Below are 20,145 nucleotides of genomic sequence, written 5' to 3'. Positions count from 1 at the left end.
TTAGGAATAGAAGGATGGGGCGGGGCGCTTGCCGCCGAGGGCCCACTCGCCGAGCTCGTGGATGCGGTAATCCACCGGGTCGTGCAGGGTTTGCGTCCTCAGGTTGCGCCAGTGGCGGTCGAAGCGCAGCGAGGCGTGGGTGGCGCGGGCGCCGGTTACCTCGAACAGGCGGTTGCAGATGTCCAGGCCGTGGCGGGTGGCCGCGACCTTGGCGGTGCCGATGGCCAGGGCCAGGTCGCCACGTTCCTCGGCGCTCAGCGCCTGTTCCTTGGCCCAGGCGCTGTCGAGCTGGCGGGCGGCGCGGGCGATCAGCAGGCGCACGCTCTCAAGGCCCACCCAGAACTCGCCATAGTGGCGCAGCACGTAAGGGTCTTCGGCGCTGCTGGCGGCCGTCGAGCGGAACCATGGGCGGCTTTCCTTCAGGCTGTACTGGCGCGCCTCGTCGAAGGCGCCTTCGGCAATGCCGAGGAACAGGTTGGCGAAGTGCAGCTGGGCGATCAGCGGGCGCAGGGCGGCGAACGGCGTGCTCAACGGCCCAGGGTCGAGCAGCAGTTCGGCGTGTTCGACGCGCACCCGTTCAAAGGTGGCGCTGCCGCTGTCGGTCTGGCGCTGGCCGATGTTGTTCCAGTCGTTGTGCAGGGTGATGCCGGTGCGCCCACTGGGGATCGCGGCGATCAGCAGCTTGCCGCCTGCGCGCTCGTCCACCGCCGAGGCGATCAGCATTTCCGAGTCGCTGGCGCCGGAGCAGAAGCTCTTCTTGCCGGAGAACTCGCACCAGCCGTCGAGGTGCCTGACTACGGTGCGGGTGTCCAGCGGGTTGAGGGCGTTGCCCCAGAACCAGTGCTTGCGCGCGGTCTGCTCGAACCACGGTTGCCACTGCTCAGGGCGCGAGAACAGGCGCACGGTGGCCAGCATCAGGTGATGGAAGCCGAACACGTGGGCGATCGAACTGTCGACCCGGGCGAACTCGCGCACCACCTCGAAGGTGTCATGCCAGTTTGCACCCTGGCCGCCATAGGCTTGGGGAATGACCAGCGACAGCAACCCGCTGTCGCGCAGGGCATCGCGTTCGGCCTTGGGCGTGCCACCACGCTCGTCACGTTCCACTGCGGTCTGGGCGAACTGTGCGGCCAGTTCGCGCGCTACCGCCAGGGCCGGACGGGCCGCATGCAAAGGTGCATTCATGGCGGTTCCTCAGGCGCTTTGACGCAGTGCGTAATGGGCGCCGAACAGCGGCACGGCGCGCTCGGCGGCCAGGCGGATGCGTGCGCCAAGGGCGTCGCTGGAAACCTGGTAGTCGGCAAGCTCCGCTTGGCTGGCGTAGACGCCGATCGGCAGGGTCAGGGCCTGCAGGAAGCTGAACAGCGGGCGCAGCTGGTGGTCGAGTACCAACGCGTGGCGCTCGCTGCCACCGGTGGCGGCGAGCAGTACGGGCGTGTCGACCAGGGCGTCCTGGCCGATCAGGTCGAACAGGTGCTTGAAGTGGCCGGGGAAGCTGCCGCGGTAGACGGGCGTGGTCACCACCAGCAGGTCGGCCTTTTCCACCAGACGCAGTTGTTGCTCCACCGCTTCGGGCAGTTCGCTGCGCCACAGCGCGGCGCCCAGTGGCCGGGCGATATCGCCCAGTTCGATCAGCTGCGGCTTGATGTGCAGGTGTTGGCCGAGTTCGGCGAGGATGGCCTCGGTCAGGGCCAAGGTGCGAGATGGGCGGCTAGTACCGCCAGACAGGGCTACGACGTTCAATGGGGTGCTCATGGGCAGGTCTCCGGTTCTTGTTGAGCGGGGGACTTTGCTTGAGCAATCGTCGTGCCGATTTATTAATTCGTTATGGATCAACAGGTTGCGAATACTGATGCGCTGCCGCTGTTGCCTTGTGGGCGTTGTTTGTTGATCGGGTGTTGCGCTGCAGACAGTTGGCCGGGTGTTGGCGGCTGTACAGTTGGGAGAGTTATAGCGGAATTGAATTTGGTTAAAAAAGAATAAGAATTTATATTCTTATGCCTATTTTGTTGGGGTGCATGAGGCCGGTGCAGGTATCACCGAGTGCTGCGTCCATACGCCTGGCTGATGCGGTCGATCACCATGGCCAGCGCGACGATGGCCAACCCGGCTTCCACGCCCTGGCCGACATTGAGCGTCTGGATCCCTGCCAACACATCCTCACCCAGCCCCCGGGCACCGATCATCGATGCCACCACCACCATCGACAAGGCCATCATCACCGATTGGTTGAGGCCGGCCATGATGCTCGGCAGCGCCAGCGGCAGGGCGATGCGCCGCAGCCGCTGCCAGCGGCCGGCACCCAGGCCGTGGGCGGCTTGCAGCAATGAGGGGTCGATCTGGCTCAGGCCCAGCTCGGTCAACCGCACCAGCGGCGGCAAGGCATAGATCAAGGTGGCGAACACTGCCGGCACCTTGCCCAGGCCGAACAGCATCAGCACCGGGATCAAATAGACAAAGGCCGGCAGCGTCTGCATCACATCCAGCACCGGCAACAGCAGGCGCCGGGCCAGCGGGCGGGTGGCCAGGAGGATGCCCAAGGGCACGCCGATCAACACGCACAGGCCGGTACTGACCAACACCAGGGCCAGGGTCTGCAGCAGTTTGTCCCACAGCCCGAGCACGCCGATGAACGCCAGCAGCGCGACCAGCACCGCACTGCGCAGCAGGCTGCGGCTGGCGTGCCAGGCGAGCAGGCCGACCAGCAGCAACAGCAGCCACCAGGGCATCAGGCGTAGCAGGTTCTCCAGGCCGACCAGCACTTGCAGCAGCTGGTCGGAGACACTGCGCAGGTGGTCGCCGTAGTGCAGCACCAGCCAGTCGACCAGGCGGTTGATGGTGTCGGCAAAGGACAGTTGCAGGGCTTCGGGGAAGCCCGTGCTCACAGGCTGGCCTCGACCTTGCCGGCCACGTCAGCGGGCAGCCAGGCCTTCCACACATCGGGGTTGGCGCGCAGGAACGCCTTCGCGGCATCGGTGGGTGGCTGGCGCTTTTCGTTCATCTCGGCCAGGGCCTTGTTCAGCCGGTCGAGGGGCAGTTCGACTTTCTCGAATACTGTCACCAGGTCCGGGTAGCCCTCGCGAAATGCTTTGGACACACCGATCGACAACTTCGCAGGCAGCGACTGGCTGCCTTTCGGGTGGGGGTTTTTCGCGTCGGTCAGGGTGGCCCAGGCCGCCGCATCGAAGGGGGGTTCTTGCAGGCGCACCAGGTCGTAGCGGCCAATCAGCGGGGTGGGGCTCCAGTAATAGAACAGCACCGGCTGGCCGCGGCGGATGGCCGAGCTGATTTCGGCGTCCAGCGCCGCGCCCGAGCCACTGCGGAAATTGTTGTACAGCCCGTCCAGGCCATAGGCCTTGAGCTTCTGGCTGTTGACGGTCTCGGAAGTCCAGCCGCTGGGGCTGTTGAGAAAGCGGCCCTTGTCTGGCATCTCGGGGTCGCGGAATACCTGCGGGTAGCGCTTGAGGTCGTCGACGCTGCGCAGGTCTGGGGCCAGCGGCTCGAGTTTGCGAGCCGGGTCGCCCTTGATCACGTAGGCCGGTACCCACCAGCCTTCCTCGGCGTTCTTCACCGTGTCGCCCAGGGCGAACACCTGGCCGGCCTGTTCGGCCTTGACCCAGGCGGGGCTGCGCCCGGCCCACTCCTCGGCTATCACTTGCAGGTCGTTGCGGGCCAGCGCCACTTCCATGCTCACGGAACTGCCGGGGAGGGTGTCGGTGGGGTAGCCGTAACCATGTTCGACGATGTGGCGCAGGATTTCCGTGGTCAGGGCGCCGCTTTCCCAGCCGATGGCGCCGAAGTGGATGGGTTTGGCTTGCTCTGCCGATGCGGCACTGTCGGTGCTGGCCAGGCCGATGGCGAGCAGCAGGCTCGCCAGCAGCGTTGGAAGTTTCTTCATCGGGGCCTCGTCGTTAGCGTGCCTTGGGTGGAGCAAGTGTAGACGACGGATCGGAGCGGCCCGCCAGGAAGGCTTTCGGCATGCTAGCGAGGGGGCCCCGGGGGGAACAATCCAGCGGCGCATGACACCTCGTCATGCCCTTGAGGAGCGCAGGCCAATGAACCTCGATCTGGATTTCGTGTACTACCGCAACCTTCGTTTCGACGGCAAGTTTCATGTCCGATGTGCCGGCGGCGATCTCGACAAGGTTGCACGCATCCGCTATGAACTGGAGCGTATCGAGCCGGAGGGGCCGGTACACCTGACGGGTGAGTCGAGCGTCTCCATGGCATTCAGTGGGGCGCTGGTCGACCATGGATGCCCGGCGACGCTGTTCACCGCGGCCCGCTCGGGTACCTACCGGATCAGCCCCAGGGTCATCCTGCTCGATGCCCAGGCCCTGGCGCACGGCTTGCCACCGGGCGCGCTTGGCGTGATCGACCTTGAGCCACTGACGCTGGTCATCACCGAGCAGGATCTGACCCGAAGCGTTGTGGATGCCGTGCCGCTGCGCCGTCGTCGCCGTGCGTTGGCGGAACCGGCGACTGCCCCATCGCTCGATGAGCCTTTCGCCCAGCTGAGTGAACCTGCCGGCCACTCGGCTGTTGGCACATCACTGCCGCCGCTGCTGGTCAGGTTTGCTCCAGGCGGTGTCGATCAGTTACTCGCCGACCTCCAGCCTCAGTCGCACTCGATGCTGGCGCGTCTGTGGCCGAAACTCGGCGAGGTGATCGAACTGCGGCCCTTGCTGGCCGCGCACGAGCAGGACAATCCACGCTTGCAGGTGCTTGCCGCGTACGGTCTGATCGAGCAACCGCGCAGCATGCTCAATGATACCTTCCTGGCACTGTCGCGGACCTTGGCCTCGCTCGACTACGTGCAGACGATACAGTTCCTGGCCGAGCAACCTGACCCGCACCCTGTCGTGCTATTCGTGGCCGGCGCACTGGCGACCTTGCTGACCGGCGTTGCAGTGGTGGCTGGCGATCGTGCGTACGAGAATGCCTTGCCCACCCCGGACTATGAGCCGCGCCAGGATTATCTGGACGCCCCTCGCGGGCGCTGGCAGGGCTTGAATGTGCGCCAGGCGTGGAGCCAGCAGGTAAGGGGCAAAGGGGCAAGAGTCCACTTCAGCGATGGGGGGTTGTTCCCCGATCATGAAGACCTGCGCAACAACCCCGCGCTGAAGATCGTTGCACTGGAGCCCAATGATAACCCCCGGCATGGCACGGCTTCGGTTGGCCTGTTGCTGGCGGCCAACAACCACTTCGGGGTCACCGGCATCTGCCATCAGAGCGAGTTGTTCGTCTATCACAATCGGGCGACGGATGGCGCAGGCCATCTGCGTACCCTCAAGGACCTGCTGCGCCAGGTGGAGCCAGGCGACATCGTCGGGATCAATCGCCAGACCGCCAACGTCAACGACCCTTACACCTTCCTGCCGAGCGTACATGACTACGCCTGGTGGGACACGGTCCGCAGCCTGACCGAGCGAGGTGCAGTGGTGCTGGCCGCAGCGTGCAATGGCAGCAATCGGACGGACGAGCGAATCGGCAGTGTGACCGGGCAGGGAGTCGACCTTTCGCACTGGCCTCACTTCAAAGATCACGGCGATGCCGGAGCGATTCTGGTGGGCGCCTGCCAATCCTGGGATGGCAAGGCGCATCAGTTCTCCAACCATCACTATCGCTACCGCATGCTCAATGCCTGGGGTGACAGCGTGATGACCCTGTCCTACGGCAAACTGCAGGACAAGCCCGGCGATGATCGCGACTACACCGCCAGCTACAGCGGTACGTCATCGGCAACGCCCATGGTGACCGGCGCCTTGAGCCTGATCCAGTCCTATGCCATCGGGCAGCACCATATCTACCTGAACGCCGACCAGATGCACCTGCTGGTCATGGCGTCGGGCTATGACGATGCCAGCGAGGCCGGCAGCGAGGTATTGCCAATGGGGGCCAGGCCCAATGTGCAGGGGGCATTGCTGTTGCTTGACCAGCTAATGGGTAGTGGTCGTTTCCTGAGCGCGCATGACGAGTTGTGAAGCGTGCCCGGGCCGCTGTGCGCTTGGCACGGCGGCCCGGGGCCGGGCGGGGGATCAGACGCGGAACTGGTCCATCAGCGCTTGTTGCTGGTTGGCCAGGCTGTTCAGCGACTGGCTGACCCGCGCCGACTCGTTGGCCTGGCCGGACAGCGATTCGGTGACATCGCGGATCGTCGCGACGTTGCTGTTGATCTCTTCGGCCACCGCGCTCTGTTCTTCGGCGGCCGAGGCGATCTGCAGGTTCATGTCGGTGATCACGCTCACCGCCTGGCCGATGCGCTGCAGCGCGGTCACCGCCTGGCTGACCTGCTCCACACCGCCCTGGGCCTGACGATGGCTGTGGTCCATGCTGCCGACCACATCGCGGGTGCCGGTCTGCAGGGCTTCGATCACCTGGCGGGTTTCTTCCACCGACTCCTGGGTGCGCTGGGCCAGGTTGCGCACTTCATCGGCGACCACGGCAAAGCCACGGCCGGCTTCACCCGCACGGGCCGCCTCGATGGCGGCGTTGAGCGCCAGCAGGTTGGTCTGCTCGGCGATCGAGCGGATCACCTCCAGCACCGAGCCGATCTTCTCGCTGTTCTGCGCCAGGCCTTCGACTTCGGCCATGGCCTCGCTCATGTTGGCGGCCAGGGCATCGATGCTGGTGGTGGTGCGGTCGATCACCGCCAGGCCTTCGCGGGTGGCCTGGTCGGCCTCGCGGGCGGCTTGCGCAGCTTGGGCAGCGCTGCGGGCAACGTCCTGGGCGGTGGCGCTCATTTCGTGGGAGGCGGTGGCCACCTGGTCGACCTGGCGGTATTGCTGCTCCATGCCGGCACTGGTTTCAGTGGCGATGGCCGAGGACTGGTCGGCGGTACCGCGGGCGGCCTGCACCGAACGCTTGACCTCGGCGATGGTCGGTTGCAGCTTGTCGAGGAAGCGGTTGAACCAGCCGGCCAGCTCGCCGAGTTCGTCGCGCTTGTCGTAGGTCAGGCGGCGGGTCAGGTCGCCTTCGCCGCTGGCGATGTCCTTGAGCATCGCTGCCACACCGAGGATCGGTTTGGTCACGCCACGGGCCATCAGCCAGACCAGCAGCAGGCCGGCGATCGCTGCGGCCAGGCCCAGGCCCAGCTCCAGCAGGGTACCGCTGGTGTTCAGGGTGTCGAGCTCTTGCTTGAGCTTTTCGGCGGGACCGGTCAGGGCATTTTCCGGCACATCCAGCAGCACGCCCCAGGGTTGGGCACCGGGGATCGGTTCGAAGGCCGCCAGCACTTTCAGGCGAGCCTGGTCGTGGAGGGTGCTCAGCTTGCCAGTGGCCAGCTTGCCTACCAGCTCGGCGCCCTGGCGCGGGTCGACCTGGTCGAAACGCTGGGCCAGCTTGCTGGCGTCGGCGCTGTAGCCAGCCAGCAGGCCGACCGGGCTGAGGATGCCGACCGTGGTGCGGCCTTCGTAGAGGCTGCGGCTGGCATCCTGGCTCAGGGCCTGCAGGCTGTTGAGGTTGATATCGATGGACAGGGTGGCAATGATCTTGCCGTTGACTGCCAGCGGGAAGACGATGCTGGTCATCAGCACGCGCTGGCCGTCGATGTCGTAGAAATACGGCTCCACCACGCAGACCTTGCCGGTGCTGCGCGGGCAGGTCCACCAGGTGTTGGCCGGCTGGCCGCTTGGGCCGATCTCGGTGTTGGCCAAGTCGTGTTCGGGCAGGGCCATGGCGGTCAGCTGGCCGGCGCGTGGCTGCGACCAGTACAGGGAGAAGCGCCCGGTTTCGTTGCTGCCCAGCTCGGCTTTGCCGGCGAACAGGCTGTCCTTGTTGTCCAGCGCATTGGGTTCGAACACCAGCGACAGGCCGAGCAGGTCGGGGTTGGCTTGCAGTGCGGCGCGCACTTGGCGGGTCAGGTCTTCGCGCAGGTCGAAGGCGTCGAGGAAGCGTTTTTCCGCCTGTTCCCGCAGGAACAGCACCTGGCGCGAGAAGCCTGCGCCGTACTGGTAGGCGTCCATGAACTGGCGGCGGATGTTCAGCGCCTGGACTTCACCTTGCGACTCGATGCGCGACTGCGCAGCTTCGGAAAGCATCTGCATGCTGCTGGCCTTGACCAGGTCCGAGCTGTGGTCCATGCGGTACAGTGAAAGGCCGACGAGCAGGGTGACGATGCTGGCGAGGCAGAGACCGGCGAGCAGGGTGATCTTCCACTGGATGGAAAGTTGTCGCAAAGGCATGTGGGGAATCCCTTTTTTTGTCAGTAAGGGTTTGGCGGTGGGGCTTGGAGGTGTTTGGCTTGAGGTGTTTGGCGCCTGTGAGATCGAGCGCCGCCCGCGCGGCGCTCGATCTCACAGGCGCTGAAAACCTAAAGGCAGGCATCTCTGAGCTTCCCCCTATATCGGCCCTGGCGCTTTTTTCTTTATTCAAACATTCAATTTAAAATGCCAGCGAAATGCGCCGCAACATGGCGCTTTTGACATCCAACTCCCACTCCGTCACAGTGCGCGCTTTTTTGTCTGCCGCTATGAGGAACCCCAAACCATGAACGCAGTGATCGCCGCCGTCGGCATCATGCTCATACTCAGCCTGTCCCGCGTGCATGTGGTCATCGCCCTGATCATCGGCGCACTGGCCGGTGGCCTGGTGGGCGGGCTGGGCATCGAAGGCACGCTCAAGGCCTTCAACGGCGGCCTCGGTGGCGGCGCCACGGTGGCACTGTCCTACGCGCTGCTCGGCGCCTTCGCCGTGGCCATCGCCAAGTCGGGCCTGGCCCATGCCCTGGCCGACCGCGCGCTGAACATGATCGATCGCCAGGGCCATGCCAACGGCGGCAAGGTCAAATGGCTGCTGATCGGCCTGATGCTGGTGGTGGCGGTGTCGTCGCAGAACATCCTGCCCATCCACATCGCCTTCATCCCGTTGCTGGTGCCGCCGCTGCTGTACGTGCTGACCCGCCTGCGCATCGACCGCCGGCTGATCGCCTGCGTCATCACCTTCGGCCTGATCACGCCGTACATGTTCCTGCCGGTGGGTTTTGGCAACATCTTCCTCAACGAGATCCTGCTGGCCAACGTCGCCCGGGCCGGGGTCGATGTCAGCGGGGTCAATGTCACCCACGCCATGGCCATCCCGGCCGCCGGCATGTTCGTCGGCCTGCTGCTGGCGGTGTTCATCAGCTACCGCAAGAAGCGCGACTACGACCTGGCGCGCATCGAGCAGGTCGAGCAGGTCAGCGTGCAGTACAACCCGCTGACCCTGCTGGTGGCGGGGCTGGCGATTGCCGCGGCATTCATCGTGCAGCTGTGGCTGGACTCGATGATCATCGGTGCCATGGTCGGCTTCCTGATCTTTTCGCTGTCGGGCATCGTGCGCTGGAAGGACACCGACGACCTGTTCACCGAAGGCATGAAGATGATGGCCATGATTGGCTTCATCATGATCGCCGCCTCAGGCTTTGCCGATGTGATGAAGGCGACCGGTGAGGTCAACAGCCTGGTCGAGGCTTCGGCGCAGTGGATCGACCACAGCAAGGGCATTGGCGCCTTGCTGATGCTGCTGGTGGGGTTGCTGGTGACCATGGGCATCGGCTCGTCGTTCTCGACGGTGCCGATCCTGGCGGCGATCTTCGTGCCGCTGTGCGTGCAACTGGGCTTCGACCCGCTGGCCACGGTGTGCATCGTCGGTACCGCAGGTGCCCTGGGCGATGCCGGCTCGCCGGCGTCGGACTCGACCCTCGGCCCGACCTCGGGGCTGAACGTGGATGGCCAGCACCATCACATCTGGGACACCGTGGTCCCGACCTTCCTTCACTACAACTTGCCGCTGCTGGCGTTCGGCTGGCTGGCAGCGATGACGTTGTAAGGTGTCAGCCCTTGGTGGGGGGCGGTGAGATGCTGTTGAGGACGGTGCTGCCGTCCTTGCTGCGGGTCAGGTAGATCGGCAGCACCTTGGGCAGGTTGTCCACCAGCCGCTCGACCTCGCGAGTGTTGTAGATGCCGCTGATGCGGATGCGCCCGGTGCCGGGGTCGGCCAGCAGCAGCGGGGCGTCGAGGTAGCGGTTGATCACCGGCAGGGCCTGTTCCAGGCTCAGGTTGTCGAGCACCAGCTTGCCGTCGCGCCAGGCCAGGCTGTTGTCGTAGTCGCTGTTCTCGGCCAGTTGCGGCTCGAAATCCCCGGTGTGGTAGCTGGCCTGCATGCCAGGGCCAAGGCGGTAGCCGCCAGCGCTGCCATCGCTGCTGACCAGCACCGAACCCTGCACCAGCGTGACCTTGACCTGGTCCTGGTACTTCCAGACGTTGAACTGGGTGCCGGTGACGCGGGTCTGGCCGCGGCCGGCGCGGACGATGAACGGGTGGCTGCTGTCGTGCTGCACCTTGAAGAAGGCCTCGCCGCGCTTGAGTGTGACCTGACGCTGGTCCTTGTAGTTGAGGTAGGTCAGTTCGGTATGGAGATTGAGCTCGACCGTGCTGCCGTCGCTCAACTGCACGGTCTGCATCTCGTTACCGGCTTCGAAGTGCTGATAGTGGTTGGGCAACCAGCCTTGCTCCCAACCCACCCAACCGGCCAGCGGCAATACCAGCAGGGCCAGCGCCGCTGCCGACGCCAGTGGCCGCCAGTGGCGTGCCCGTGGCACATGCCGCGCAGGCGGGTTGAAGTCGATGACCGTGGCGGTGCGCGGCAACAGTTCGGCGGTTTGCCAGATTTCCAGCATCGCCTGGTATTCCTCGGCGTGACGCGTGTCGGCCGCCAGCCAGCGGGCGAAGGCTTCACGTTCGACCTGCGTGCAATCGTCGGCGTGCAGGCGCATGCACCAGTGCGCGGCGGCGTCGGTGATGGCATCGTCTGGGCTGGGATTGTGGCGGTCTTGGTTCATCGTGGCTCCGGGTTTTGCGCATTCTACCCCTGCAAAGGGGCTCCCGAGAACCGAGGTAATGGCGAATGACTATCAGTTATGTGTGTTTTTCGTCGGTTTCGCAAGGGATTTCCAGCGATTGAGAACGCTTCGCGGCAAGCACGAAGCGCTCCCTTGCCGGCTCAGAACTGCTCGGCTGCCATCGCGTACAGGCTGGCGCTACCGGCGCGGATGCTGGCATCCAGGGCCAGGCTGCGCGGCAGCAGGCGCTGGAAGAAGAACGCCGCACAGGCCAGCTTGGCGCCATGGAAGGCCGGGTCTTCGGCGTGCCTGGCCTGGGCCACCGCCGCCATGCGCGCCCACATGTAGGCGTAGGCGGTCAGGCCGAACAGGTGCAGGTATTCCACGGCCACGGCGTTGACCAGGTTGGCCTCCTCGCGTGCCCGTGCCCGCAGCCATTCGCTGGTGGCTTCCAGGCGCGCCAGGCTGGCCTGCAGGGCTTCGCGGTGCAGCGGTGCCCCGGCACTGAAGGCCCGCACTTCGGCGGCAAAGCAGGCCAGGGCCTGGCCACCATCGGCCAGCACCTTGCGCCCGAGCAGGTCGAGGGCCTGGATGCCGTTGGTGCCTTCGTAGATCTGCGCGATGCGCACGTCGCGCACCCGTTGCTCCTGGCCCCACTCGCGGATGTAGCCATGGCCGCCATACACCTGCTGGCCAAGCACGCAGCTTTCCAGGCCGTTGTCGGTGAAGAACGCCTTGGCCACCGGGGTCAGCAGCGCGACCAGGCGCTGGGCATGCTCGCGTTCACCTCCATCCTCGGCGTAGCGTGCCAGGTCCAGCTGCTGGCCGACATAGGCGGCAAAGGCGCGGCCGCCTTCGGTGAGGGCGCGCATGGTCAGCAGCATGCGCCGTACATCGCCATGTTCGATGATCGGGTCGGCGGCCTTCTCAGACGCCTTTGGGCCGGTGGCGGCGCGGCTTTGCAGGCGCTCGTTGGCGTAGCGTGCGGCGCTCTGGTACGACGCTTCAGCGCAGCCGATGCCCTGGATGCCTATCGACAGGCGCTCGTAGTTCATCATGGTGAACATCGCCGCCAGGCCCTTGTTCGGCTCACCGACCAGGTAGCCACTGGCGCCGTCGAAGTTCATCACGCAGGTGGCCGAGGCCTTGATGCCCATCTTGTGCTCGATCGAGCCACAGTGTGCGGCGTTGCGCGGGCCGAGGCTGCCGTCGGCCTCGACCTGGTACTTGGGCACCAGGAACAGCGAGATGCCCTTGGCCCCGGCCGGGGCGTCCGGCAGCTTGGCCAGCACCAGGTGGACGATGTTCTCGGTCAGGTCCTGTTCGCCACCGGTGATGAAGATCTTGCTGCCGCTGATGCGATAGCTGCCATCAGCCTGGGGTTCGGCGCGGCTGCGGATCAGCCCCAGGTCGGTGCCGGCGTGGGGCTCGGTCAGGCACATGGTACCGGCCCAGCGGCCTTCGTACAGCGGCGGCAGGTAGGTGGCCTTGAGCGCTTCGCTGGCATGGGCGTCGATGGCCAGGCAGCTGCCGGCGCTCAGCGCCGAATACAGGCTGAAGCTGCAGTCGGCGGCGTAGAGCATTTCTTCAAACAGCACACCGAGCATTTTCGGCATGCCCATGCCGCCGTATTCGGGGTTGCCACCCAGGCCGACCCAGCCGCCTTCGCGGTAAGTACGCCAGGCGTCGCGAAAGCCCTGCGGGGTGGTGACGTTACCGGCGTCGAAGTGCACACCTTGCTCGTCGCCGTTACGGCTGAGCGGGGCGATCAACTGGCCAGTGACCTTGGCGGCCTCTTCGAGAATGGCGTCGGCGGTTTCGCCGTCGACGCGCTCGGCCAAGGCGGGCAGGCGTGCCCAAAGGGCCGGGCCCTGGAACACGTCATGGAGGATGAAGCGCATGTCGCGCAGCGGAGCGGTGTAGTCGGTCATGTCAGGCTCGATAACGGTTCACAGGGCCTTGGCGCGGTCGCGCAGGACGTATTTCTGGATCTTGCCGGTGGAGGTCTTGGGCAGCTCGCCGAAGACCACGGTCTTCGGCACCTTGAACCCGGCCATGTGCTCACGGCACCAGCTGATGATGTCGCTTTCGCGGGTCTGCTCATGGCCGGGCTTGAGGGCGACGAAGGCACAGGGCGTTTCGCCCCATTTGTCGTCGGCGCGGGCGACCACGGCGGCTTCCAGCACGGCGTGGTGCTTGTACAGGGTGTCCTCGACTTCGATGGTCGAGATGTTCTCGCCGCCGGAAATGATGATGTCCTTGAGCCGGTCCTTGATCTCGACGTAGCCGTCGGCGTGCCACACGGCCAGGTCGCCGGTGTGGAACCAGCCGCCGCGGAAGGCCTCGGCGGTGGCCTCGGGGTTTTTCAGGTAGCCCTTCATCACCGTGTTGCCACGCATGAAGATCTCGCCCAGGGTGTTGCCGTCCTGCGGTACCGGCTGCAGGGTCTGCGGGTCGGCGACCATCAGGCCGTCGAGGGTGGGGTAGCGCACGCCTTGGCGCGACTTGATCCGCGCCCGTTCCTCCAGCGGCAGTTCGTCCCATTGGTCATGCCAGGCGCAGACGGTGACCGGCCCGTAGACCTCGGTCAGGCCGTAGGTGTGGGTGACGCGGATGCCCATCTGCTCGACCGCGCCGATGACCTTGGCCGGTGGTGCGGCGCCGGCGACCATGGCCTGCACCGGGTGGTCGATGGCGGCCTTGGCGGCCTCCGGCATGTTGACCAGGGCGTTGAGCACGATCGGCGCGCCGCACAGGTGGCTGACCCGGTGTTCGCGGATCAGGGTGAGGATCTTCTGCGGGTCGACCCGGCGCAGGAACACGTGGGTGCCAGCCAGCGCGGTGATGGTCCAGGGGTAGCACCAGCCGTTGCAGTGGAACATCGGCAAGGTCCACAGGTACACCGGGCGGTGGCCCATGGTCCAGGTCATCTGGTTGCCGATGGCGTTCAGGTAGGCGCCACGGTGGTGATAGACCACGCCCTTGGGGTTGCCGGTGGTGCCCGAGGTGTAGTTCAGCGAAATCGCCTGCCATTCGTCCTCGGGCCATTCCCAGGCAAAGTCCGGGTCGCCTTCGGCCAGCAGCGCTTCATAGTCGAGCTCGCTGAGCGCACGGCCTTCGCCGTATTCGGGGTCATCCACGTCGACCACCAGCGGCGGGTGTTCGAGCAAGGCGAGGGCGGCGGCGATCACGCCGTGGAACTCGCGGTCGGTGATCAGCACCTTGGCTTCGCCATGCTGCAGCATGAAGGCGATGGCCTCGGCGTCCAGGCGCACGTTGAGCGTGTTGAGCACGGCACCGATCATCGGCACACCGAAGTGCGCTTCAAGCATGGCCGGAATGTTCGGCAGCATCACCGCCACCGTGTCGCCGCGGCCGACACCGCGCCCGCTCAGGGCGCTGGCCAGTCGCCGGCAGCGCTGGTAGGTCTCGCGCCAGTTGCGGCGGATGGCGCCGTGGATCACGGCCGGGTAATCGCCGTACACGGCAGCGGTACGTTCGATGAAGCTCAGCGGGGTGAGGGCGACGTGGTTGACGGCAGCGGGCATCAGGCCCTGGGCGAAGATCGACATACGGTAATCCTGTAGGGGAGGCAGACGCAGCCTGTGCGTGTGGCCCCCCGGTGGCTGATTGTTAGCTCTGATCAGGGTGCGGGCAGCGCGCCGATGGCCGCTTGCCCCTGTCGCAGTTTTACGCGAACCGCTATCGTAGATGGAATATCGACTATAGCAATATAGTAAAACTACTATAAGAACGAGCGCCGACAGTGGACCAGACCCTTTCACCCTTGCTCGCCAAGGACCCACAACCCAGTGTGCTGCTGGCCGCCGATGCCCGTGCCCTGGCAAGCAACCCGGCTTTGCAGGCGCTGATTGGCGCAGGCGCGGTGCTCAACGACTGGCTGCCGGGCAACTGTGCGGCGCTGGTGCGTGCCTGCCTGCGTCAGCACCGGGCAATCGCCGATGTGGAAAAGCAGGTCGGCGATCGCATTCTGCTGTGGACCTTCATCCCCGATGACCAGGGCCAGCGGGTGCTGGTGCGCTGCCGCGATGCCAGCGAGGAGCGCCAAGGCGCCCGTGAGGCGAGCCGCGCGCGGCGCCTGTATCGGCTGATCATCGAGAACACCACCGACCTCATTTCCCGGCACAGCCCGGACGGCCGTTTCCTCGATGCCTCGCCAGCCGCCTACCGCCTGCTTGGCCTGTGGCCGGAGCAGCTGCGCGGCATGCCGGTACGGGCCCTGCTGCACCCGCACGAGCGGCGCCAGGTGCTGCGCCAGGCCGGTGCCGCATTGGACCAGGACGGTTATCACACCATGACCTGCCGCGTCCGCCATGCCAGCGGCGCGTATCGCTGGTTCGAGATCGCCAGCCGGGCGATCCGTGAAACCTACACCGGTGCGGTGGTGGAGGTGGTCAGCGTGTCGCGTGACATCACCCTGCGCATCGAGGCCCAGGAGAACCTGGCCCATAGCGCCCGGCTTGCCACCTTGGGCGAACTGGCGTCGGGGATCGCCCACGAGATGAATCAGCCGCTGGCTGCGGTGGTCAACTATGCCAATGCCAGCCAACGCTACCTGCAAGGCCTGGAGCGCGACCCGCAGGCGCGTGAGCGGGTCGGCCAGGGCCTGCAACGCATCACCGAGCAGGCGACCCACGCCGCCGAGGTGATTCGCCGCCTGCGCGCCTTCCTGCGCAAGGGGCCGCGGCGTCTGCAGGCGGTGGAGGTGGCCGAAGTTGCGGCTGAAGCCATGCGCCTGTGCGCCTGGGAGGCGGCACGTGACCAGGTCGCTGTCGAACTGCGCATCGGCGGGCAATTGCCAGCGGTGTTCGCCGACCGGGTACTGCTCGAACAAGTGCTGCTCAACCTGCTGCGCAATGCCATCGAGGCCAACCGCGAGCAGCATGGCGCGCAGCCGTCACGTATCCTGCTGGGCGCCGTGCGCGAGGGCGACGGGGTGCTGATCGAGGTCGCCGACCAGGGGCCGGGCGTGGCCGCCGAGCGCCTGGATGAGATCTTCACCCCGTTCAGTACCAGCAAGGCCGATGGCCTGGGCCTGGGCTTGAGCATGAGCCGCAGCCTGATCGAAGGTTTCGGCGGCAGCCTCTGGGCGCGTGCGGGTGAGGCGGGTGAGCTGGTGCTGTGCTGCCGTCTGGCAGTGAACCGGGGATAAGGAGAGAGCAGGGTGCAAGCGAAGGTGTATGTAGTCGACGACGACCAGGGCATGCGTGATTCGACGGTGTGGTTGCTGGAATCGGTGGGCCTGCAGGGCGTGCCGTTCGCCAGCGGCCAGGCGTTTCTCGATGCCTGCGTGGATGATGGGCCGGCCTGCGTGCTGCTGGATGTGCGCATGCCCGGGCTGGGTGGCATGGCGGTGCAGCAGGCGCTGCGCGAGCGCGGCCAGCAGATCCCGGTGATCTTCGTCAGTGGCCATGCCGATGTGCCGATCGTGGTGCGGGCGTTCAAGGCCGGGGCGAGCGACTTCATCGAGAAACCCTACAGCGACCAGTTGCTGCTCGACAGTGTGCAGGCCGCGCTGGAGCGGGCAGGGCAGGCGCGCCAGGACGACCTGGTGCTGGCCGCGGTGCAGGCACGCGTGGATGCCCTGACGCCGCGTGAGCGCGATGTCTTCGTGCCGCTGGCCCAAGGCTTGAGCAACCGCGAGATCGCCGAGCGCCTCGGCATCAGCGTGAAGACCGTGGACCTGTACCGAGGGCGGGTGATGAAGCGCTTGCAGGCGGGCAGCCTGGCCGAACTGGTGGGCATGGCGATCGCCTGCGGGGCCGTGGAGGCGCTGGGTTTGCGTGCGCGGTGAAACGTTGCCGGCAACGGCCGTTTCATGAAAATTTGCATAGCCCCCTAATCAAAGCTTTGACATTCACTGCCTAGGCAGTAATATTTTTAAACAATTGCCCGAGCAGACCCCGATGTCCCATTTCACCCCGGAAAACTTCCAGACCTGTGCCATCGGCATGCTGCTGGGCCGTGCGGCGATCCTCAAGGACCGCATTCTCGACTGGCACCTCGAATCGGAGGGCGTCACCGCCGCACAGTTCAAGGTGCTGATCATCGTCACCCAGTACGAGGTGGATACCCCGGCCGAACTGTGTCGCTACCTGGGCCTGGACAGCGGTTCGATGACCCGCATGCTCGACCGCCTCGAGCAGAAGGGCCTGATCCTGCGCAACCGCTGCGCCGATGACCGCCGCCAGGTGCGCCTGGCGCTGACCGCCGACGGCCAGCGCCTGGCTGACCGCCTGCCGGAGATCGGCGCGGCGGCGATGAACGAACTGGTCGGCGTGTTGCAGCCAGACGAGCTGAAGACCCTCGAAGGTTTGCTGGCCAAGGTTCTGCTGGGTGCCGGCGACCCTCTGACGATCCGCCGCTTCGGCGATCGTTGATCCCTGTTACGCATATTCCAAGGTATTGTCATGGCCACTCCCACAGACACCGCAACTCCCCCCGCCGACGCGCCAGCGTCGGGCAAGCGCAAGGCCTGGCTGCTCGGCCTGATGTTGCTGGTGCTGCTCGCTGGCGCCGGCACCTGGGCCTGGTACAGCCTGGTCGGGCGCTGGCACGAAAGCACCGACGACGCCTACGTCAATGGCAACGTGGTGGAGATCACCCCGCTGGTGACCGGCACCGTTACCAGCATCGGCGCCGATGACGGCGACCTGGTGCATGCCGGCCAGGTGCTGTTGCAATTCGACCCGTCCGACAGCGAAGTGGCCTTGCAGTCCGCCGAAGCCAAGCTGGCGCGCAGCGTGCGCCAGGTGCGCGGGTTGTACAGCAACGTCGACGCGCTCAAGGCCCAGCTGGAAACCCGCCAGGCCGAATTGCAGAAGGCCCAGCAGAACTACAATCGACGCAAGGTGCTGGCCGACAGCGGCGCAATCGCTGCGGAAGAGATCTCCCATGCCCGTGACGACCTGACCGTGGCCCAGGCCGCCGTCAACAGCGCACGCCAGCAGCTCAACACCAGCACTGCGCTGGTCGACGACACCGTGGTGTCCTCGCACCCTGAGGTGATGGCGGCTGCGGCCGACCTGCGCCAGGCCTACCTCGACCACGCCCGCACCACCCTGGTGGCGCCGGTCACCGGTTATGTGGCCAAACGCACCGTGCAGCTTGGCCAGCGCCTGCAGCCCGGCACCGCGACCATGGCGGTGATCCCGCTGAACGAGGTGTGGATCGACGCCAACTTCAAGGAAACCCAGCTGCGCGACATGCGCATCGGCCAGCCGGTGGAAGTCAGCGCCGACCTGTATGGCGGTGAGGTCAAATACAGCGGCACGGTCGACAGCCTCGGCGCCGGTACCGGCAGCGCCTTCGCCCTGTTGCCGGCGCAGAACGCCACCGGCAACTGGATCAAGATCGTCCAGCGGGTGCCGGTGCGCATTCACCTCAGCCCCGACCAGCTCAAGGACCACCCGCTGCGTATCGGCCTGTCCACCGTGGTCGAAGTCGACCTGCACGACCAGAGCGGCCCGACCTTGGCCCAGCAGCCTCCGCAGCAGGCCAGCTACACCACCCAGGTGTATGACCGCCAGCTGGTCGAGGCCGACAACCTGATCGCCCGGCTGATCCACGAGAACAGCGCCACCGGCAAGACGGCGCAGCGATGAGCAACAACGCCCCGGCGCAGTTCACGCCGCCGAGCCTGCTGCTGACCACCATCGGCCTGTCGCTGGCGACCTTCATGCAGGTGCTCGATACCACCATCGCTAACGTGGCGCTGCCGACCATTTCCGGCAACCTGGGGGTGAGCTACGAGCAGGGCACCTGGGTGATCACCTCGTTTGCGGTGAGCAACGCCATCGCCTTGCCGCTGACCGGCTGGCTGAGCCGGCGCTTTGGCGAGGTGAAGCTGTTCATCTGGGCCACGTTGCTGTTCGTGCTGGCATCGTTTCTCTGTGGTGTTGCCCAGTCGATGCCGGAACTGGTGGGCTTTCGGGTGTTGCAGGGTGTGGTGGCCGGGCCGTTGTACCCGATGACCCAGACCTTGCTGATTGCCGTGTACCCGCCGGCGAAACGGGGCATGGCGTTGGCGTTACTGGCGATGGTCACGGTGGTGGCGCCGATTGCCGGGCCGATATTGGGTGGCTGGATCACCGACAGTTACAGCTGGCCGTGGATCTTCTTCATCAACGTGCCGATCGGCCTGTTCGCCGCTGCCGTAGTGCGCCAGCAGATGCGCACGCGCCCGGTGGTGACCAGCCGCCAGCCGATGGATTACATCGGCCTGCTGACGCTGATCGTCGGCGTGGGGGCGTTGCAGGTGGTGCTGGACAAGGGCAATGACCTGGATTGGTTCGAGTCGTCGTTCATCATTATCGGTACGCTGATTTCGGTGGTGTTCCTGGCGATCTTCATCATCTGGGAGCTGACCGACCGCCACCCGGTGGTCAACCTGCGGTTGTTCGTGCACCGCAATTTCCGGGTCGGCACCATTGTGCTGGTCGGTGGTTATGCGGGGTTCTTCGGTATCAACCTGATCCTGCCGCAGTGGCTGCAGACGCAGATGGGCTACACCGCCACCTGGGCGGGGCTGGCGGTGGCGCCGATCGGTTTGCTGCCGGTGATCATGTCGCCGTTCGTGGGCAAGTACGCGCATCGCTTCGACCTGCGGGTGTTGGCGGGGCTGGCGTTTCTGGCGATTGGCACCAGCTGCTTCATGCGTGCAGGGTTCACCAGTGAGGTGGACTTCCAGCACATCGCCCTGGTGCAGTTGTTCATGGGAATTGGCGTGGCGCTGTTCTTCATGCCGACGTTGAGCATTTTGCTGTCGGATTTGCCGCCGCACCAGATTGCTGATGGTTCGGGGCTGGCGACTTTCCTGCGCACGCTGGGGGGGAGTTTTGCGGCTTCGTTGACGACGTGGATCTGGATTCGTCGGGCGGACCAGCATCATGCCTATTTGAGCGAGCACATCAGCCAGTTCGACCCGGCGACGCGGCATACGCTGGAGCAGTTGGGCGGGGCGAGTGCGCAGAACTATGCGCAGCTGGAGCAGATCGTCAATGCGCAGGCGTACATGATGTCGACGGTGGATTACTTTACCTTGATGACCTGGGTGTTTGCCGGGTTGATATTGTTGGTGTGGTTGGCCAAGCCGCCGTTTACTGCCAAAGCGGGGCCAGCTTCGGCGGGGCATTGAAGCAGTAGCGTTGCTCTTGCTCTTGCTCTTGCTCTTGCTCTTGCTCTTGCTCTTGCTCTGCTTTTGCTTTGGCTTCTAAGTGCGCGATAGTTCAGGCGACGCAGATTGCGACTTCAGGAGGCCGAACGCAGGTCTTGCGGAGGGAGGTGACGGGCATGGATGCCCGTCA

Annotated in this window: 15 protein-coding genes and 1 pseudogene; 7 read left to right on the top strand and 9 right to left on the bottom strand. The window is 65.5% G+C overall.

Features of this window, described 5'->3' with window-relative positions; translation table 11 throughout:
* The 4 genes from F6X59_RS08455 to F6X59_RS08440 form a co-directional block, all read right to left on the bottom strand.
* A complete protein-coding gene (locus F6X59_RS08455; protein WP_152955845.1) occupies positions 1-1,185 on the bottom strand; it encodes an acyl-CoA dehydrogenase family protein in 1,185 nt (394 codons plus the stop codon).
* Positions 1,186-1,194: 9 nt separating this feature from the next.
* On the bottom strand, positions 1,195-1,755 hold the full coding sequence (gene msuE, locus F6X59_RS08450) for an FMN reductase (RefSeq protein ID WP_152955844.1): 561 nt from the start codon (positions 1,753-1,755) through the stop codon (positions 1,195-1,197).
* 281 nt (positions 1,756-2,036) lie between these two features.
* Entirely contained in the window at positions 2,037-2,885 is an 849-nt protein-coding gene (locus tag F6X59_RS08445) for an ABC transporter permease subunit (protein ID WP_346654377.1), read from the bottom strand.
* Entirely contained in the window at positions 2,882-3,898 is a 1,017-nt protein-coding gene (locus tag F6X59_RS08440) for an ABC transporter substrate-binding protein (RefSeq protein WP_152955843.1), read from the bottom strand. The genes F6X59_RS08445 and F6X59_RS08440 overlap by 4 nt, the downstream gene beginning before the upstream one ends.
* Positions 3,899-4,055: 157 nt before the next feature.
* Between F6X59_RS08440 and F6X59_RS08435 the strand changes: the two genes are divergently transcribed.
* A complete protein-coding gene (locus F6X59_RS08435) occupies positions 4,056-5,984 on the top strand; it encodes a S8 family serine peptidase (protein WP_152955842.1) in 1,929 nt (642 codons plus the stop codon).
* Between the two features lie 54 nt (positions 5,985-6,038).
* On the opposite strand, the gene F6X59_RS28940 is transcribed toward F6X59_RS08435, so the two are convergent.
* The gene (locus tag F6X59_RS28940; protein WP_372240334.1) at positions 6,039-6,794 is read right to left on the bottom strand and encodes a methyl-accepting chemotaxis protein; all 756 of its coding nucleotides are present in this window, start codon (positions 6,792-6,794) and stop codon (positions 6,039-6,041) included.
* Between the two features lie 102 nt (positions 6,795-6,896).
* Positions 6,897-7,964, bottom strand: a pseudogene (locus F6X59_RS28935) (HAMP domain-containing protein); the annotation flags it as partial.
* A 523-nt stretch (positions 7,965-8,487) separates the two neighbouring features.
* Here F6X59_RS28935 and F6X59_RS08425 point away from each other — a divergent pair.
* A complete protein-coding gene (locus tag F6X59_RS08425) occupies positions 8,488-9,807 on the top strand; it encodes a Na+/H+ antiporter family protein (RefSeq protein WP_152955840.1) in 1,320 nt (439 codons plus the stop codon).
* Positions 9,808-9,811: 4 nt separating this feature from the next.
* Here the strand turns inward: F6X59_RS08425 and F6X59_RS08420 are convergent, their stop codons facing one another.
* From F6X59_RS08420 to F6X59_RS08410, 3 genes are all read right to left on the bottom strand, one after another.
* Positions 9,812-10,819: a FecR family protein gene (locus F6X59_RS08420; protein ID WP_152955839.1), complete on the bottom strand. Its 1,008-nt coding sequence runs from the start codon at positions 10,817-10,819 to the stop codon at positions 9,812-9,814.
* Positions 10,820-10,980: 161 nt separating this feature from the next.
* Positions 10,981-12,750: an acyl-CoA dehydrogenase C-terminal domain-containing protein gene (locus F6X59_RS08415; protein ID WP_152955838.1), complete on the bottom strand. Its 1,770-nt coding sequence runs from the start codon at positions 12,748-12,750 to the stop codon at positions 10,981-10,983.
* A gap of 18 nt (positions 12,751-12,768) precedes the next feature.
* A complete protein-coding gene (locus F6X59_RS08410; RefSeq protein ID WP_152955837.1) occupies positions 12,769-14,391 on the bottom strand; it encodes an acyl-CoA synthetase in 1,623 nt (540 codons plus the stop codon).
* 194 nt (positions 14,392-14,585) lie between these two features.
* Here F6X59_RS08410 and F6X59_RS08405 point away from each other — a divergent pair, with 194 nt between their 5' ends.
* The 5 genes from F6X59_RS08405 to F6X59_RS08385 all read left to right on the top strand — a co-directional run bounded on the left by F6X59_RS08405 (position 14,586) and on the right by F6X59_RS08385 (position 19,976).
* Positions 14,586-15,992, top strand: a complete 1,407-nt coding sequence (locus tag F6X59_RS08405) for a sensor histidine kinase (protein WP_372240333.1) — start codon at positions 14,586-14,588, stop codon at positions 15,990-15,992.
* 12 nt (positions 15,993-16,004) lie between these two features.
* Positions 16,005-16,634: a response regulator transcription factor gene (locus tag F6X59_RS08400; RefSeq protein WP_372240332.1), complete on the top strand. Its 630-nt coding sequence runs from the start codon at positions 16,005-16,007 to the stop codon at positions 16,632-16,634.
* Positions 16,635-16,746: 112 nt separating this feature from the next.
* Positions 16,747-17,220: a MarR family winged helix-turn-helix transcriptional regulator gene (locus F6X59_RS08395; RefSeq protein ID WP_085679303.1), complete on the top strand. Its 474-nt coding sequence runs from the start codon at positions 16,747-16,749 to the stop codon at positions 17,218-17,220.
* Positions 17,221-17,250: 30 nt separating this feature from the next.
* Positions 17,251-18,444: an HlyD family secretion protein gene (locus F6X59_RS08390; protein ID WP_152955836.1), complete on the top strand. Its 1,194-nt coding sequence runs from the start codon at positions 17,251-17,253 to the stop codon at positions 18,442-18,444.
* On the top strand, positions 18,441-19,976 hold the full coding sequence (locus F6X59_RS08385; RefSeq protein WP_152955835.1) for a DHA2 family efflux MFS transporter permease subunit: 1,536 nt from the start codon (positions 18,441-18,443) through the stop codon (positions 19,974-19,976). The genes F6X59_RS08390 and F6X59_RS08385 overlap by 4 nt, the downstream gene beginning before the upstream one ends.
* Positions 19,977-20,145 lie beyond the last annotated feature (169 nt).

The organism is Pseudomonas sp. MN1F (assembly GCF_009391885.1).
In the GTDB taxonomy this organism is placed as follows: Bacteria; Pseudomonadota; Gammaproteobacteria; order Pseudomonadales; family Pseudomonadaceae; genus Aquipseudomonas.
The sequence above is the reverse complement of the archived record's forward strand: the minus strand, read 5'-3'. Positions and strand labels throughout refer to the sequence as shown.